Here is a 16235-nt window from a genome sequence, read left to right on the forward strand (position 1 = left end):
AACGGCGCAGGAAAACATGGTGCAATCCGGCAGCGCCTGGAGTATTTTGTGCTGCATGCACGCCGCACCCAGCACCGGCAGGTACACCCGGCTCCTTGGCACCCTTGAGGAAGCAAAACCCCTGGACGCTGCCGTCAGGGCCGCAGAACCGCTGGCGTCCCGCCTCATGGCGCAGCCCAACATCGCCAGCCTGGTCCGCGGCGACACCACGGGCATTCCGCTGCACACCATCCTTACCGACGCCCCCTTTGGCGCCTGGTGGTCGGCGGTGTTCCTGGATTTCTTTGATGACCAGGCGTCCCGCCGCTCCGCCCAGCGGCTGGTGGCCCTCGGCGTCATCACCGCCGTTCCCACCGCCCTGTCCGGCTGGGCAACCTGGTCCGGCAAGGACCGCGCCCTGAAGCGCGTCGGGATTGTGCACGCCGCCGCCAACGCGGCAGCCACCCTGGTGTTCGTCGCCTCCTGGCGGGCCCGGTCCCGCGGCAACCACCGGCGGGGTGTGCGGCTGGCGCGGGCGGGGGCCGTCCTGCTGCTGGTGAGCGGGTTCCTGGGCGGCCACCTCAGCAGCGGCCGTCACGCCTCACGGCAGCGCGTCATTCATGGATGAAAGCGGCCAACGGAAAACGGTACGCTCTAGTCCATGAGCCCAGCCCCCGTCATCATCGCCGTCGACGGGCGCTCCGGCGCAGGGAAGACCACCCTCGCCGTCGAACTCGCGGCCCGGCTCCGCGCCCATCACAAGGTGTCCCTTTTCCACCTTGAGGACATCTACCCGGGGTGGGATGGGCTGGCGGCAGGCGTGGAGCGCTATGTCAGCACGGTCCTCGCGCCGCTGAGCCGTGGCGAGGCCGCCACCTGGACCAGCTGGGACTGGGAGAACCATTACGACGGCGACGCCCGGGTCACGCTGCCCGCGGAGATCGTCATCGTGGAGGGAGTGGGGGCCGCCGCGGAGGCTGCCCGGCCCATGCTTGGCGCCGTCATCTGGGCCGAGTCTCCGGACGACGTCCGCCGGACCCGGGCTTTGGGCCGCGACGGTGAAACCTACGAGCCGTACTGGGACCAGTGGGCCGCGCAGGAAGAAGAGTGGCTGGGCCGGGACGACGTCCCCGCCCACGCAGACCTTCGCGTCCAGAACCTCGCTGACGGGTCAGCTCCGGCGGACCTCCTGAAGCTCCTCCCCTGCCTGCCGGCCCTGGCGCCTGCCTTGGCCCCGGAACTGTCCGCACGCCGCGGCCTGCGGCTCCATGCCGAGCGACTTGACGCCCTCCCGGACGCACCGGCACTGTTTCAGTCGCTGTACGGACGGTCGGCCAATGCCGTTTGGCTGGATTCCTCCAACGCTGACACCGCCCTGGGCGGCACCGGACAGGCCGGCCCTGGAGAAAACAGCGAAGACCCGGCGGCCCGGACTGCTGCGGAGCGCAGCAGGTTCAGCATCATGGCGGACGACGCCGGCACCTTCGGACAGTTCGTGACGCACCGTTCGGGGGTGAGCCTGATCAGCACGGGCTCCTCCACTGCCAAGGTCCCCGGCCCCTTCTTCCGTTGGCTGGACACCGTCTGGGGCCGCCGTGCCGTACGCACCCCGGACGGCTATCCCTGTGATTTCACCCTGGGCTGGCTCGGCTGCCTGGGTTACGAGCTGAAGCGTGAAACGGGCGGCAGCGACCTGTCCGCGCCCACCCCGGACGCTGCCCTGATCTTCGCCGGTCGGGCCGTGGTCCTGGACCATGCCGAAGGCGCCGCCTGGCTCCTGGCTCTGGAGGCCCCCGACTCCGTGGAGTGGCTGGCGCAGGCCAGGGCAGCAGTGGAAGCCGCCAACAGCGGGGCACGGCCGCCGGCGGATAGCCGGGCAGCGCAAGCCGGCGGCAGCACCGGCGTCGCGCCTTCCACAGCCCCGTCCTTCCGCAGCCGGGACACGGGTGCGCGGTACCGGGAGAAGATCACCGCGGCCCAGCACCAGATCGCCCAGGGAAACACGTATGAGGTTTGCCTGACCACCACGCTCGAAGCCAGGGTGCAGGCAACGTCGGTGGATCCATGGACCACCTACCTGGCGCTGCGCCGGAGGAACCCGGCCCCGTTTGCCAGCTACCTCCGGCTGGGAAACCTTGCCGTGGCCAGCACCTCGCCCGAGCGGTTCCTGAAGATCGCGTCCGACGGCGGCATGCGCGCCGAACCGATCAAGGGAACCCGGCGCCGTGCTGCTGACGCTCAGGAGGACAAGCGGTTGCGCGAGGACCTGGCCACGTCCCTGAAGGACAGGGCCGAGAACATCATGATCGTGGACCTGCTGCGCAACGACCTCAGCCATTTCGCGGAGCCCGGTTCCGTGACGGTCAGCCGGCTCTGCGCGATCGAGAGCTATGCCACCGTCCACCAGATGGTCAGCACCATTGACGCCCGACTCCTCCCGGGCGCACCGCGGGCCGAGGCAGTCGCTGCGTGCTTCCCGGCAGGCTCCATGACCGGCGCCCCCAAGATCAGCACCATGGCCATCCTGGACCAGCTGGAGGCAGGGCCGCGCGGGCTGTACTCGGGGGCCATCGGCTACTTCTCACTCAACGCGGCGGCCGACCTCGCCGTCGCCATCAGGACATTGGTGATCAGCACAGCCGGCGACGGAACGGCTGAACTCTCGCTCGGCGTCGGCGGTGCCATCACTTCGGATTCCGTTCCGGACGACGAATACGACGAAATCCGGACCAAGGCCTACGGGGTGCTCTCCACCTTGGGCGCCGCTTTCCCCGAAGACTGACGCTGAACCCGGGCGGTGGGGCATCCACTCCGCGGACGCCCGTTTAGGAAGACGCCCCCGGGGGTACGCCCCTGACCTAGCTGAACCGCCCAAGCCAGGCGGCGGACCCATCCCTGGGTGCTTCAACACAAGTTAGGTATGCCGCGTGACGGAACCGTCCCCTCCCCAGAACAGCAAGGCACCGCGCAGCGTCAAGTACGTTCTCATGCTTGGCGCCCTGGCCGCGCTCCCCGCCCTCACCACGGACATGTACCTGCCCTCGCTGCCCGCCGTCGAGGCCGACCTCCACACCACCCAGACCGCTGTCCAGCTGACGTTGTCCGGAACCCTGGTGGGCGGCGGAATCGGCCAGCTGGTGATCGGTCCGTTCTCGGACCGGTTCGGCCGGCGGCTTCCGCTGCTCATCGGCATCTCGCTGCACGTAGCCATCTCGCTGCTGTGTTCCCTGACGCCGAACATCGAAACGCTGACAGGGCTGCGAGTGCTGCAGGGCTTCTTCAACGCCGCCGCTGCCGTGGTGGCACTCGCGGTGATCCGCGACCGCTTCGTCGGCTCCGCCGCCGCCCGGCTGCTGTCGCGGCTGATGCTGGTCATCGGTGTGGCTCCGCTCCTGGCCCCCACTGTGGGCCAGGCCATCGCCGGGCTCTGGAACTGGCGCGCCGTCTTCTATGCACTGGCGCTCATCGGCGTGGTCCTGGTGGCAATTGTCTGGAAGTTCATGCCGGAAACGCTGCCCGGGGACAGCCGCAGCCCGGGCCACCCGCGGCACGTGGCGGCCGCCTACTGGGTGCTGCTGCGGGACAGGCACTTCATGGCGCTGGCCGTCATCCCCGGACTGGGGCTGGCCCTGATCATGAGTTACGTGGTGGGTTCGCCCTTCGTCTTCCAAAACGAGTACGGCCTCACCGCCCAGCAGTTCGCCCTCGTGTTCGCCCTGAACGGCGCCGCGCTTGTCCTTTCGGCCCAGCTCAACGCCGCCCTGGTCCGGAAGTTCCCGCCCGTCCGCCTCCTGCGCACCGCCCTCCTGGTCCAGTTGAGCCTGGCCCTGGTGCTGCTCGGCGTGGTGGCCACGGGTGCCGGCGGCGCGGTGGGCCTGGTGGCCGGCCTGTGGCTGGTCCTGTCAGCCCAGGGCATGATCCCGGCCAACGCCTCAGTGCTCGCGCTGCACAACTACGGCCACATGGCGGGAACGGCGGCGGCTGTCATCGGAGCCCTGCAGTCCGGGGTCGCCGGACTGGTGAGCCCCCTGGTTGGACTCCTGGGCGGGAATTCCCTGTCGATGGTCAGCGTCATGATTGGCAGCTGCACCGTGGCGGTGCTCGTGCTGGCCCTGGGAACCCCTGCCTACCGCAAGGGCGGCTGGCCTGAGCACGCCGGGCACGACGACGGGCAGCGGGTCAGTGCGGACTGACTGATTCGCTGGGCCAGCGAAGTGCGGAGCCCGCCGCTGTTGGCAGGGTTACTGAACAGTGGCCGTCAGCCGGGCAACGTTGTCCACGTACCGGGCAGCGAGCGGCCGGTTGAGCCAGTCCGCCAGCTTGAGCTCATGGGAGATGTCCCGGTAGGTATCCTCCACCGCCCGCATCTTGTTCACGATGTCCTCACCCAGCAGCATCACTGACACCTCCAGGTTCAGCGAGAAGGACCGCATGTCCATGTTGCTGGACCCCAGGACGGCTACCTCATCGTCGATGGTGAAGTGCTTGGCGTGGAGCACGAACGGGGCCTTGTACAGGTAGATCCGGACCCCGGCTTCCAGGAGCGCCTCATAGTAGGACCGCTGGGCATGGTGGACCAGGAACTGGTCCCCCTTCTCCGAGACGAACAGTTCCACGTCCACGCCTCGCTGGGCCGCGGTGGTGATGGCGTAGAGCAGGGAGTCGTCCGGAACGAAGTAGGGGCTGCAAATGGAGATGCGGTGTTGGGCCGAATAGATGAGCGTGTTGAAGAGCCGGAGGTTGTTCTCCGTGATGAAGCCGGGGCCGCTGGGCACCACCTGGGCCGTGACGTGGCCGGGTTCGGGGTTCGACGGGAGCTGCAGCTGGTGTTCCAGGGATTCGTCGGTCTCGGTCAGCCAGTCGGTGGCGAAGACGACGTTCAGGGTGGTCACGATGGGGCCGCGCAGGCACGCCATCAGTTCCACCCATTCGCGGCCTGCCTTGCGGTGCCGCGGGTTGTTGTAGGAGGGTTCGATCAGGTTCTGCGAGCCCGTGAAGGCGACTTCGCCGTCCACCACCAGGATTTTGCGGTGGTTGCGCAGGTCCGGGCGGCGCCACTGACCGTGGATGGGCAGCAGCGGCAGCATGCGCTTCCACTGGATCTTGCCAGCGCGGAGACGGTTGAGCAGCTTCCTGTACCCCTTGATGCGCAGCGTTCCGATGTGGTCGAACAGGAGCCGCACCTCCACTCCCCGTTCGGCGGCCTCTTCCATGGCGGTGAGCAGGTCGTTGGTGACGTGGTCCGAACTCATGATGTAGAACTCGGCGTTGACGAACTTTTTCGCCTTCCGCACGGCCTTGGTCATTTCCAGGATGGAATCCGGATAGCCAGGGATCAGGTCAACAGAGTTTCCGTCCACCATGGGCAGCGAGCCCAGGGTGCGGTTGAGCTCAGCGGCGGACTTCACCCACTCAGGGCCGGGGTAGTCACTTTCCACATCCGAGAGTGCGGTGATGCCTGCCTGCACGCGTTCGTTGACCAGCTGCTGCTGTGCCCACCGGCGGCTGGACAAGCGGAAATTGCCGAACAGCAGGAACAGGACGATGCCCACGAACGGAATGAAGAAGATACCCAGCAGCCAGGCCATGGCGGTGGTGGGGCGCCGGTTGCCGGGGATGATGCCCAGCGCAAGGATCCTGATGGCCAGGTCGGCGAAGCCCAGGAGCACCACCACCCATGTGGGCGCGGTGCCGGCAAGCGAAAAAGGCCACAACACGTCTAAAACCCCCGGGGAGATTGGGCTCCGGAGGACGGCTTCCGGCCGGTGCACTCTGCCCAGCTTATCCGCGGTCCAGCACTAAGCTGGTGCCATGACCTCTCCAGCACCCGTGGTTCTCGCCTTCCTCGATCCTGCTTTCCCCGACGGCAGGGTGGCCGATGCCGCCAAACCCCAGTTGCTGGTCACGGATCTGGGGGTCACGCGGGGCGACGGCGTCTTCGAAACCATGCTGGCCGTGGGTGGAACGGTGCGGAAGATGCAGGCGCACCTGGACCGGCTTGCGGGCTCCGCCGCGGCGCTGGACCTGGCCATCCCGGAGCAGGACGCGTGGCGGCGCGTTATTGCCGCTGCGGTGGGCCGGCACCGGTCCGAGAACCCGCCGGCTGACCCGGCCGCCGATGAACTGGTGGTCAAACTGGTGGTCACCCGCGGCGTTGAAGGCGAGGCGCCCACGGCCTGGGTGCAGGCGTCGCCGGCCGGGGCTGCCGGCCGCAGGCAGCGTGAAACGGGCATCGACGTCATCCTCCTTGACCGGGGTTACGACAGTGACGTGGCCGAACGGGCACCCTGGCTGCTCCTCGGCGCCAAGACCCTTTCCTACGCCGTCAACATGGCAGCGTTGCGCCATGCCCACAAACAGGGCGCCGACGACGTCATCTTCCTGTCCTCCGACGGCCGCGTGCTGGAGGGCCCCACGTCCACGGTGCTGCTTGCGCATGTGGAGCAGTCCGACGACGGCACAACAGTGAAGCGCCTCATCACTCCCCAGCTGGACAGCGGCATCCTGGCCGGGACCTCCCAGGGTGCCCTCTTCGCAGCCGCCAAGGCGGCGGGCTGGGAACTGGGCTATGGTCCGCTGGAGCCCAGGGACCTCATGGACGCGGATGCGGTCTGGCTGATCTCCAGTGTCCGCCTGCTGGCGCCCGTGAACCGGATCGACGGCAAGGAAATCGGCACCCCGTCGGTCCAGAAGGAACTGACCGCCGAGTTGAGCGGACTTTTCGCCGGCATCCACTAGGCCGCAACAAGCGGCGCAATCCCTTTTCCCACTCCCGCATCACCCGTAAGGTGTGGACCATGGACTCGCGAAACCTGCCGATTGAAAACCTGTCCTTCGACGACTGCTGGGAACTCCTCGACAATGACGCGGTGGGCAGGCTGGCCATCGTGGTGGACGAACATCCCGAGATCTTCCCCGTGAACTACGCTGTCCACCTGCGCAGCATCGTCTTCCGCACCGCACCCGGTTCAAAGCTTTGGGGCGCCCGGATGGAACGGTAAGCAGCACTGGAAATAGACGGCTACGACCCCGCCTCGGAACAGGCCTGGAGCGTAGTGGTGCGCGGCGAAACGGAGATCATCGAGGACCAGGGTGTGAAGGATGCAGTGGATGCACTCGGCCTGGAACCGTGGCAGCCGGGCGAAAAAGCCCACTACGTCCGGCTGAACGCCAAAGCCCTGACCGGACGCCGGTTCCGCGTAAACCGGCCGGACATCTGGAACACCCGCCTGCAGGACCGGCGCCGGGCATCCTTCGAATAGCGCCGCCCGGGTAATCCGGCCTCCACAAGGCCACGGAGCGTCAGGCGGCGGGGCCTGCAGCCTGCCGTGACAGCTGTGCTTCCAGCCCGGACAGCAGGATGCCAAGTCCCTGGTCAAGCTCCGCCTCGCCGTCGTACTCAGACAGGGCGGGAGCAAGGGCACGCAGCCTGGGGAACTCCTTGGTAAGCAGGCGGTGGAGCCCCAGGCGCAACAGCACCTCGTTCTCTTCCGGATCCACCACATACTCCTGCAATTCGTTCAGGATGTGCCCGTAGAGGAAGCCGTAGTAGGCGCGGTAGACGTGGAGCGCATCGGCCGGCGAGAATCCCGCCGCGCCCAGCAGGGACAGGATCTGTTCCAGGGGCCGCAGCGTGCCCAGGGGGCGAAGGCCCAGAGGCGTGGAAAGGGGCCGCGTCACCAACAGGGGAACCACATTGGGATGCTGCAGGGCAAGCGTCCGCAGGCTGTGGGCGATCTTCCGCAGCTGGGCTTTCCAGTCCGGGTCCTCCGGATGGATGCTGAGCTGGTTGAGTACCAGCTCCGTTATCCCGTCCAGCAAGGCGGCGCGGTTTTCGGCGTACCGGTAGAGGCTCATGGGATCCCGGCCGAGCTCCTGCCCCAAGCGGCGCATGGTCAGCGCCTCCAGGCTTTCGGCGTCCACCAGCTCCAGGGCCTTGGCCAGCACAATGTCCCTGCTCAGCCTCGTTTTGGCCTGCCCTGGCTGGGAACTGTTGGCGGAAGTCATCAAAAAGTCCTCACTGGCGGCCCTCGTCCCGAAGTAACTGGGACGGTTGCCTCATATCTGGTCTACAGGTAAAGTCTACATCGTAGACAAGATGAACTCTTGAGCTTTTCTGGACCTCTCAAGGAAAGCGACTACATAATCCTTTGCCACCTTGTGCAGGGCATCGAGGTTCGCCGCTGGAGCCTACCGGCGGCACCACGGCACCGAGCGAAGGGACGCCTCATGGCCAATTCGCAGTTTGATCTTTTCCTCCACGAAGCCACCTACGCAGACCACGCCTCCGACACCAACCTGGACCCCGACCGCCTCTACGGCCTGTACACCAGCTGGTGCTTCGTTAACGAACAGCCCACCGGCACCGAGTCCAGTTTCTGGGCTGCCATGAAACACAAAGTCTCGGCCCGCCACAACGGCCTGCGCATGAGAGGGCCTGCTGCTGCGGACTACATCCTCAGCAGCTACCCGCGACTCGTCTAGGCTGTTTCCGGGCCTCCAACGGACCCCAGGACAACCAGCGGCGAACGATGACATGCTGCGGCACTTTTGTGCCGCAGCATTTTCATGTCCGGACGCCCCACCCGCAACCGGAGTCCGCGCCTGGGAGATCCCTAGGTGGGGATGATCCGGAAAAGGAACCTGGTGCGGACCATCACCCACAGCAGGCCCAGGACCACGGCGTAGGCCGCGGTGTTGAGGAAAATGCTCTGCTGCTGGAGCGCCGGGATGTTTGTGACGACGGCGATCAGCACCACATGCATGATGAACACATAGAGCGTGGCGCGGCCCAGCGGAATCAGGAACCAGCCCAGGGCCCGCTCCACCGGTTTCCAGTAAGCGCTGAGGAACGCGTAGGCGGCCACCACCAGGACCAGGACGTTGAACAGGCGGCCGGGCGCCAGGTAGGTCCGGCCGAAGAGTGCGTCATACATGGCCCGGTAGGAGGCGTCCGGCATGAGCGCCAGGCGGACGTCGTAGTTGTTGGCCAGGTAAGGATTCCCCCAGGACAGGAAGGCCAGGGCAAACGCTGCCACAGTGCAGGCCGCCACCACCCAGGTGTGGGCCGACAGCCAGGCAACGATGCTGCGGCGGTAGTAGCCAACCACCAGCCCGAGCACAAAAAGCACCTGCCAGACCAGCAGGGGGAACGAGTCCTCAAACTGGGACGGCAGGATCCTGAACCGGGTCACCGCGCCCACGGCGTACACGGCGAGCGTCGCCAGCAAGACCCAGACGGCCTTGCCGCGGTTCAGCGCCGCAAGGATCAGCGGGCTGGCCAGCAGGAGCACCACGTACAGGCCCATGACGTTGAACTGCCAAGGCCCGAACTGCAGCAGCACGATAGTAAGCAGCACCTGCGGCGGCACGGGGAACTGGAACAGCGATGACATGCCGGCATAGAGGTCGTAGGTCCGGTAAGCACCACCGTGTCCCGCCCCGCCGGTCCCCTGGTCCACGAACGTGGTCAGGGCCTCGGTGTGGAAGAACGGGAGCAGGGAAAGAAGGAAGACGCCGATCAGCACGGCCAGCGCAGTCACGTACAGCTTCCCGGCACGGCGGGATGTCAGGTCCACCACCCGGCCGAAGTCCTGCTTGGCTTTGGGCCCGTACACCATGCCGACCACCAGGCCGGAGAACAGCACGAAGAGCTCCGCGCCTGACACGAAGCCCACCGCCTCCTGGGTGAGCAACTGGAACAGTGAGGCCATGCCCAGGTGGTTGACCACAACGAAGACTATGGCCAGACCGCGCAGCAGATCCACCCTCGAATCCCTGGTGGAAGGGTCCTGGTAGCTCCAGGACGTGGCGGTGTTGATCCGGCGGGGAATCTGCCACAGGGCCACCAGGAGGATGACCATGGCGGCAGCAAGGGTCCACGGGACGGCACCGGAGAGCGTATTGGCCCGCACGTAGGTGCCTGTGGACGCCACATCCGTGACAGGGCCGGTGACCATCGGTGATGCCTTCAGCCTGTCGAGCGCGGACTTGGCAACATCCGGGCTTCCCGTGAGCAGCCAGCTGATGCTTGCCACGCCGGTGTCCCGCGTGCTGGTCCGCTCGTCCCACACCACGGCGGCCGTCCCGCCGAAAGCGGGCGATGTGGCAGTGGCCACCACCTGGTCCCACCAGCCCGTCTTGATGTCCGCCTCGGGTGCCCCACCGGACGCAGGGCTGTAGAAGGCCGAGGTCTGCAGGAGGAATGGCTTTTTGCGTCCCTCGGCGTAGGTGCCGTAGAAGTTTTCGCTGCCGGATGCCGTCAGCATCTCCTGGAGTTCACCGGGACGCGGCGTGGTGTTGACGGCGGCCCCGCCGGAAGTGTCGTCGTGATAGGCGGTCAGGCCCACCCAGTCCACGGCGTCATCGCCGGGGTAATAGGGAGCATAGGCGCTGTCGCTTCCGTTCCAGGCCCCGTCCCCATTCGTATCCAGGAGGGAGAACCCCTCGCTTCCCGGCTCCGGGGCATTCCGGTTCCGTTCAAAGGGGTAGTCCTTGCCCAGGTAGGGCGCCCACACCATGGCGGCCCGGCCGCCGTCGTACTTCTTGAAGGCTGCCGCCACGGCCTGGAAGGTTTGCCGGTACGTGGCCGGCTGCTGGCCCCATGCCACCCAGCCGGTATTCATATCGGGGGCGAACCGGACCAGCAGTTGGCCTTTGAACCCCGACGCCAGGTCGCGCACTTGTGCTGCGAACGCTTCCGCCTCGGCCGTGCCGAGCTGGTCCAGGGGCACCGACGGCTTCACCGTGAGCAGGGCGTGGGCGCCTTTGGCAGCAGTCTGCTGCAGGAAGCCGTCCATGTCGTTCCGCTCCGATTCGCGGTAGGGAATGGTGATGTCATGGCCGAAGACGGCAGGGCTGGCGCCCAGCCGGTCACTGAAGCCCGCAGCCGTATCCTCACCCCACTCGAGGACCGCCCCCAGCCAGGGCTTGCCCTTGTCCGGTGCAGCAGGCGCGGCGTGCGCCGGTCCGGCCGGGACCACCAGGGCCAGGAGGGCGATGATGGCCGCGGCGAAAAAGGCTGCGATGGAACGCGGACGGTTCCGCCGGATGGCGGCGTGGTGGTGCGATACGTGTGCCCGCATGCTGACAAGGACCCCCCGGTACTCATTGCTCTGGATACGGGGCGGCGCCCCCCGGTAAGAACTTTATCGGCCCGCGGGCATTACCCGTGCCGTGTCGCGGACGGCTCAATTACGGAACATGACGACGGCGGCGATGCGGCGGGGCGCGGCAGGTGTTACGTTTTTGGGGAGTAATGAGTACCGGTGCAAAGCCCTGACTTGCCGGTCGGCAACCCTCCCTTTCGCGGCGGGGTGCCTCAGGTGAATACTCGGCATATCGACCGATTCGAGCTGCAAGCGTGAAAGAAGGAGATCCGTCGTGTCCGACGCACCCGCCCCTGACGAAAAACTGTCCTACCGCCTGATTACCGGCGCGGACAACCGTGAATTCTGTGAGCGGATCTCCGCTGCACTCGCCGACGGCTATGTCCTGCACGGCAGCCCGGCGGCAACCTTCAACGGCACCACCGTCATCGTTGCGCAGGCAATCGTCCTTCCGGCCGCCATCGCCTCAGCCGATGCCGCCGTGGCGACCGCCGTGGACCAGCTCGATGCCGAATTTGAGGGCGAGTTCGACGGCGAGGGTCACGCATGAGCTACGCCGGAGACCTGACGCCGCAGGAAGCCTGGGCCAAGCTGGAGCAGGGCGCCATCCTGGTGGACGTCCGCACCGAGGGCGAATGGGCCCACATCGGCATCCCGGACACCAAAGCCACGGACAACGATCCCCTGTTCATCCAGTGGACCTTTCCCGGCGGTATCCCCAACCCCGACTTCGTCAAGGACCTGCAGGAGCAGGCGCCGGAGGATCCCCACGCGGAACTGCTGTTCCTGTGCCGTTCCGGCCAGCGGTCCATCGCGGCCGCAACTGCCGCCACCCAGGCCGGCTTCACCGCGTACAGCGTGCTGGAGGGCTTCGAAGGCGAGCCCGACCGCTACGGCGAGCGGACCGTCAATGGCTGGAAGAACCGCGGCCTCCCCACCAACCTCGGAAAGAACTAAGTGGCCTTCAACCCAGACGCCCCCGGCTGGAACCCCGACACCCAGGCAGTCCGCGGAGGCCTGGACCGCTCCAACTTCCAGGAAACATCCGAGGCCATCTTCCTGAACTCCGGGTTCGTCTACGAATCAGCCGCGGCAGCTGAACGCGCCTTCACCGGCGAGGACGAGCGCTTTGTCTACTCCCGCTACGGCAACCCGTCCGTGGCCACCTTCCAGGAACGGCTCAGGCTGCTGGAAGGCGCCGAAGCATGCTTCGCGACGGCGTCGGGCATGTCCGCCGTGTTCACCGCGCTGGGTGCCCTGCTGGCTGCCGGTGACCGGGTGGTGGCCGCCCGGTCACTGTTCGGTTCGTGCTTTGTGATCCTGAATGAGATCCTGCCCCGTTGGGGCGTGGAAACGGTCTTCGTGGACGGGCCGGACCTGGACCAGTGGCGCGAAGCCCTGTCCAAGCCCACCACCGCCGTCTTCTTCGAGTCCCCGTCGAACCCCATGCAGGAGATCGTGGACATCGCAGCCGTCAGTGAACTGGCGCATGCGGCCGGGGCCACCGTGGTGGCGGACAACGTCTTTGCCACTCCCCTGCTGCAGCGCTGCGGGGACCTCGGCGCCGACGTGATCGTCTACTCCGGCACCAAGCACATCGACGGGCAGGGCAGGGTGATGGGTGGTGCCATCCTGGGCACCAAGGAATTCATCGACGGACCGGTGAAGCAGCTGATGCGGCACACCGGCCCCGCGCTTTCCGCTTTCAACGCCTGGGTTCTGACCAAGGGCCTGGAGACCATGGGCCTGCGCGTCAACCACTCCTCGGCGACCGCCCTTCGGCTCGCAGAATGGCTGGAGGAACAGCCGGCGGTGGGCTGGGTGAAGTACCCGCTCCTGAAGTCGCACCCGCAGTACGGGCTGGCGGCAAAGCAGATGAGTGCCGGTGGCACGGTCCTTACCTTCGAGCTCGCTCCTTCCGGCGGACGCACGGGCAAGGAAGCGGCGTTTGCGCTGCTGGACGGGCTGCGGATCATCGATATCTCCAACAACCTCGGTGATGCAAAGTCCCTGATCACGCACCCCGCCACCACTACCCACCGGGCGATGGGCCCGGAGGGGCGGGCCGCCATCGGCCTGAGTGACGGCGTGGTCCGGCTCTCGGTGGGGCTCGAGGACCCGGAGGACCTCCTCCGCGACCTGGAGCAGGCGCTGAAGCAGATCTAGCGGCGGCTGGTCCTGCCTGAGTTTCCAGCAGTATGTGGACCCTCTGGCCGGGGGAAATGCGGTATCAAAGTTCAGCTTCGAAGGCGTACGACGGCGTCACGCGCCGGAGTGTGTCACGGTCGCCCCACAGTTGCATGGGTTCCTTGCACCTGAAGTTCCCGAGCTTACCGCAGGAGGCTCATGCCACCAATACCGTAATCCGTGGCGGCCAAATACGATGTCAGTGCCTCGTTGGATGATGTCGGTATGGGAATCAGCGGTGGTGTCGGGGTGGTGCTGGCGTCAATCGATGCCTCTGTTGCCGCCCTCGATTCGCTGAACAGTGAGGACTCTTTCCTTGCTGCCGGGGCCGGTGCTTGTGCCGGTGTGGATGTGTTGCAGCGGCGGTATGAGATCCGTCTGGAACGACTGGAGCTTTTGGCTCGGCTGGAGGCGCAGCTCGCTGCGGTGAAGGCACGGGACGTCGCTGAGGGAGTGGAGTTCCAGCAAGCCGTGACCCCGCCGGACGCCTCCGTGCAGGACCGCACGTACGCGGACATGTCGGTGGTCGAGGAGATCGCCGGAGTCCTGACCATCAGCTCCGGCGCAGCAGGGGCATTGGTGGAGCAGTCACGGCGGATCTGCTCCCTGCCGCCCGTCATGAACGCCTTGGCCGCGGGCGCGATGTCGTGGCAGCACGCCCGCATCATTGCTGACGAAACCGAAGGCCTCACCTCCGGGGGCGCGGCGTCCCTGGTGACGCACTTCTTCGACCCGGCTGCGCCGAACCCGGCCCGGGGTGCCGCCCCCGGCGAACTCGTCCCGTCACGGTTCCGGGCCAAGGTCCGCGGGTGGCGGGAACGCCACCATCCGGAATCGATCGAGAAGCGCCATGCAAAGGGTGTGGCGGGTCGGCGGATGGAATACACCCCCGACCGGGATGGCATGGCCTGGATCTCCCTCTACATGCCCGGGGACACCGCGCGCACCATCTGGAACCGGACCACCGCCACCGCCCGCGGACTCCAAGGCCCCGACGAAGAGCGCACCCTCACCCAGCTCCGCCCCGACATCGCAGCATCCCTGCTGCTGGGGGCTGGAACTGCCACTGAACTCAGCGAAGTCCCTACCCCGCGGGCCGACGTCCTGGTCACCGTGCCCGTGTTCGCCCTCCTCGGAGTGACCGACGAACCCGCCGTACTGGACGGCTTCGGACCAATCCCGGCGTCCATGGCCCGCAAACTCGTCGCCGGTGGGGCGGACTCCTTCTACCGGGTCCTCGTCGACCCCCGCGACGGGGCACCACTGGAAATCGGCCGCAAAAACTACCGGCTCACCGCAGCCATCAAACGCTGGATCAGGATGCGCGACACCAAATGCACCTTCCCCGGCTGCACCAACCGCACCCCCGACAACGACACCGACCACCTGCAAGCGTGGGAACACAGCGGCACCACTGGAACCAGTAACTTGGCACAGCTCTGCCCTAAGCACCACCGGCTCAAACACCACAGCAGATGGACACCGGACCGGGCCAACAAGAATGAACCACCCGGCTGGACCTCACCCACGGGACGGCACTACAACGCCGAACACCAGGACTCAGAACCAACCCACTGGCCCCCGGGCATCCTGCCGGCACAACGAAGCCCGCTGGAACAGGTCCTTCTACAGCGCCTCGCTACCTAGCACCCGCTTCGCTGCGGCGTCTCTACGCCTGCCGTTCTACAAGTCTGCGCGCCTGGCGGCTCTTGACCCGTCAGGCCTGCCGCACGCGCAGCAGCTCAGGCGTGGCCTCAACGTCCGCAAGGTCCAGGGCATCACGCATGGTCAGGTGGACGGCCTGCCGTACCACGGCGCCGAACCCCATATCCTCCGGCGGCTGGCCCGCCATGGCCTTGTCGCGGGCGCGGCGCTGTTCAGCGGACCCTGTCCCGCGGGCGATGATGTCCTCCACCCCCTGGCGGGCCAATGCGAGCTCGCCCTGTTCGTCAAGGACGGGGGCCAGGTAATCCACCAGGGAACGCACCACATCCGCAGCCGGCGCGGGCCGGAAGTTGCCAAAGTCCAGCAGTTCGCCGCTCAACCCGGCACTGCTGGCCTGCCAGGACGCCATGCGCAGCAGGACAGTGGGGACCGGCGCAGGGTCCACATCGTCCCGCCACTCCCGGCTGGCGGATTCCACGAGTGCCCGGACCAGCACGGCGATGAGTGCGGCGTCCCCGGCACGGAGGCATACGTCCGCAACCCGCACCTCCACCGTGGGGTGGTTGCGGGAGAGCCGGGCGTCGAAATAGAGCATGCCCTCGTCGAGCATGACGCCGCTGTCCAGCAGCCGGGTTACCACCCGGCGGTAGGCAGGGTACGTTCCGTAGATGCCGGCCGGGCCGGCTGTAGGCCAGCGGTTCCAGGCCTGGGTCCGGTAGCTTTCGAAGCCGGTGGGGACGCCGTTCCAGAACGGCGAGTTCGCGCTCAGCGCCGTGAGTACCGCCAGTTTGTCGCGGATACGGTCAAGGACCGCCACCCCTTCCTCCGGCGATTCGATGAAGGTGTGGACGTGGAAACCGCAGGTGAGCTGTTCCTGGGCAGTGAGGCCAAAGCGCTCCAGCATCCTGGCATAGCGCGGGTCAGGCGTGGTGTGGCTGGGCGATGCCACCGGTGAGGTGGCCAGCGCCGCCACCCTGGCACCGTGCTTCCGGGCTGCCTGGTCGGCCAGCGCCCGGCCCGCACGGATCTGTTCCAGCAGGCCGCCGTACTCCCGGCACGGCCGGGTCTGCGTCTCGATCTGCTCAAGCTTGAGCTCGGCACTCAAGCCCATCTCGTCGTCGTAATCCGCCTGGTTGCCGGCATGGCGGCCATCCAGGCCGACGGGAAGGTCGTCTGCTGCCACGCGGTGGCTGGCGAGGAGGGCGTCGGCGAGGGCAAGCGGCTCCCCGGACTCCGGATCAACGATCAGGAGTTCTTCCTCTACGCCGAATGTACGCATACGAATATTCTGCGACA

The 16235-nt window shown here is 66.8% G+C and carries 13 protein-coding genes, 1 pseudogene and 1 riboswitch; of the genes and pseudogenes, 10 read left to right on the plus strand and 4 right to left on the minus strand.

Annotated features, from left to right (window positions below; all coding sequences use genetic code 11):
• The first annotated feature begins 55 nt into the window (after nucleotides 1–55).
• The 3 genes from NMQ03_RS19225 (at nucleotide 56) to NMQ03_RS19235 (ending at nucleotide 4172) form a co-directional block, all read left to right on the plus strand.
• Nucleotides 56–607, plus strand: a complete 552-nt coding sequence (locus NMQ03_RS19225; RefSeq protein WP_255173531.1) for a DUF2231 domain-containing protein — start codon at nucleotides 56–58, stop codon at nucleotides 605–607.
• 33 nt (nucleotides 608–640) lie between these two features.
• Nucleotides 641–2761 carry an aminodeoxychorismate synthase component I gene (gene pabB / locus NMQ03_RS19230; protein WP_255173532.1) on the plus strand — a complete coding sequence of 707 codons (2121 nt, stop codon included), beginning with the start codon at nucleotides 641–643 and terminating at the stop codon, nucleotides 2759–2761.
• Nucleotides 2762–2906: 145 nt separating this feature from the next.
• Nucleotides 2907–4172: a multidrug effflux MFS transporter gene (locus NMQ03_RS19235; protein WP_255173533.1), complete on the plus strand. Its 1266-nt coding sequence runs from the start codon at nucleotides 2907–2909 to the stop codon at nucleotides 4170–4172.
• Between the two features lie 48 nt (nucleotides 4173–4220).
• Here the strand turns inward: NMQ03_RS19235 and cls are convergent, their stop codons facing one another.
• A complete protein-coding gene (gene cls, locus NMQ03_RS19240) occupies nucleotides 4221–5693 on the minus strand; it encodes a cardiolipin synthase (protein ID WP_255175674.1) in 1473 nt (490 codons plus the stop codon).
• Between the two features lie 97 nt (nucleotides 5694–5790).
• Here cls and NMQ03_RS19245 point away from each other — a divergent pair, with 97 nt between their 5' ends.
• Both NMQ03_RS19245 and NMQ03_RS19250 read left to right on the plus strand, forming a co-directional pair.
• Nucleotides 5791–6717, plus strand: a complete 927-nt coding sequence (locus NMQ03_RS19245; protein ID WP_255173534.1) for an aminodeoxychorismate lyase — start codon at nucleotides 5791–5793, stop codon at nucleotides 6715–6717.
• 59 nt (nucleotides 6718–6776) lie between these two features.
• Nucleotides 6777–7241 (plus strand): annotated as a pseudogene (locus NMQ03_RS19250) (pyridoxamine 5'-phosphate oxidase family protein).
• 40 nt (nucleotides 7242–7281) lie between these two features.
• On the opposite strand, the gene NMQ03_RS19255 reads toward NMQ03_RS19250, so the two are convergent.
• Nucleotides 7282–7986 (minus strand): TetR/AcrR family transcriptional regulator C-terminal domain-containing protein, encoded by a 705-nt coding sequence (locus NMQ03_RS19255; protein ID WP_255173535.1) that lies wholly within the window; start codon nucleotides 7984–7986, stop codon nucleotides 7282–7284.
• A 222-nt stretch (nucleotides 7987–8208) separates the two neighbouring features.
• On the opposite strand from NMQ03_RS19255, the gene NMQ03_RS19260 reads away from it, so the two are divergent.
• Nucleotides 8209–8463 (plus strand): hypothetical protein, encoded by a 255-nt coding sequence (locus NMQ03_RS19260; protein WP_255173536.1) that lies wholly within the window; start codon nucleotides 8209–8211, stop codon nucleotides 8461–8463.
• Nucleotides 8464–8594: 131 nt separating this feature from the next.
• On the opposite strand, the gene opgC is transcribed toward NMQ03_RS19260, so the two are convergent.
• On the minus strand, nucleotides 8595–11063 hold the full coding sequence (gene opgC / locus NMQ03_RS19265; RefSeq protein ID WP_255173537.1) for an OpgC domain-containing protein: 2469 nt from the start codon (nucleotides 11061–11063) through the stop codon (nucleotides 8595–8597).
• Nucleotides 11064–11232: 169 nt separating this feature from the next.
• A riboswitch (SAM riboswitch) is annotated at nucleotides 11233–11348 on the plus strand.
• 13 nt (nucleotides 11349–11361) lie between these two features.
• On the opposite strand from opgC, the gene NMQ03_RS19270 reads away from it, so the two are divergent.
• The 4 genes from NMQ03_RS19270 to NMQ03_RS19285 all read left to right on the plus strand — a co-directional run bounded on the left by NMQ03_RS19270 (nucleotide 11362) and on the right by NMQ03_RS19285 (nucleotide 14921).
• The gene (locus tag NMQ03_RS19270) at nucleotides 11362–11637 is read left to right on the plus strand and encodes a DUF1737 domain-containing protein (protein ID WP_255173538.1); all 276 of its coding nucleotides are present in this window, start codon (nucleotides 11362–11364) and stop codon (nucleotides 11635–11637) included.
• Entirely contained in the window at nucleotides 11634–12044 is a 411-nt protein-coding gene (locus tag NMQ03_RS19275; protein WP_224023473.1) for a rhodanese-like domain-containing protein, read from the plus strand. The genes NMQ03_RS19270 and NMQ03_RS19275 overlap by 4 nt, the downstream gene beginning before the upstream one ends.
• A complete protein-coding gene (locus tag NMQ03_RS19280) occupies nucleotides 12045–13253 on the plus strand; it encodes an O-succinylhomoserine sulfhydrylase (protein WP_255173539.1) in 1209 nt (402 codons plus the stop codon).
• 246 nt (nucleotides 13254–13499) lie between these two features.
• Nucleotides 13500–14921, plus strand: coding sequence for an HNH endonuclease signature motif containing protein (locus NMQ03_RS19285; RefSeq protein WP_255173540.1), 1422 nt, complete (start codon nucleotides 13500–13502; stop codon nucleotides 14919–14921).
• Nucleotides 14922–14991: 70 nt separating this feature from the next.
• Here the strand turns inward: NMQ03_RS19285 and NMQ03_RS19290 are convergent, their stop codons facing one another.
• Nucleotides 14992–16218, minus strand: coding sequence for a glutamate--cysteine ligase (locus NMQ03_RS19290; RefSeq protein ID WP_255173541.1), 1227 nt, complete (start codon nucleotides 16216–16218; stop codon nucleotides 14992–14994).
• Nucleotides 16219–16235 lie beyond the last annotated feature (17 nt).

The organism is Arthrobacter sp. DNA4, from assembly GCF_024362385.1.
Classification (GTDB): Bacteria; Actinomycetota; Actinomycetes; order Actinomycetales; family Micrococcaceae; genus Arthrobacter.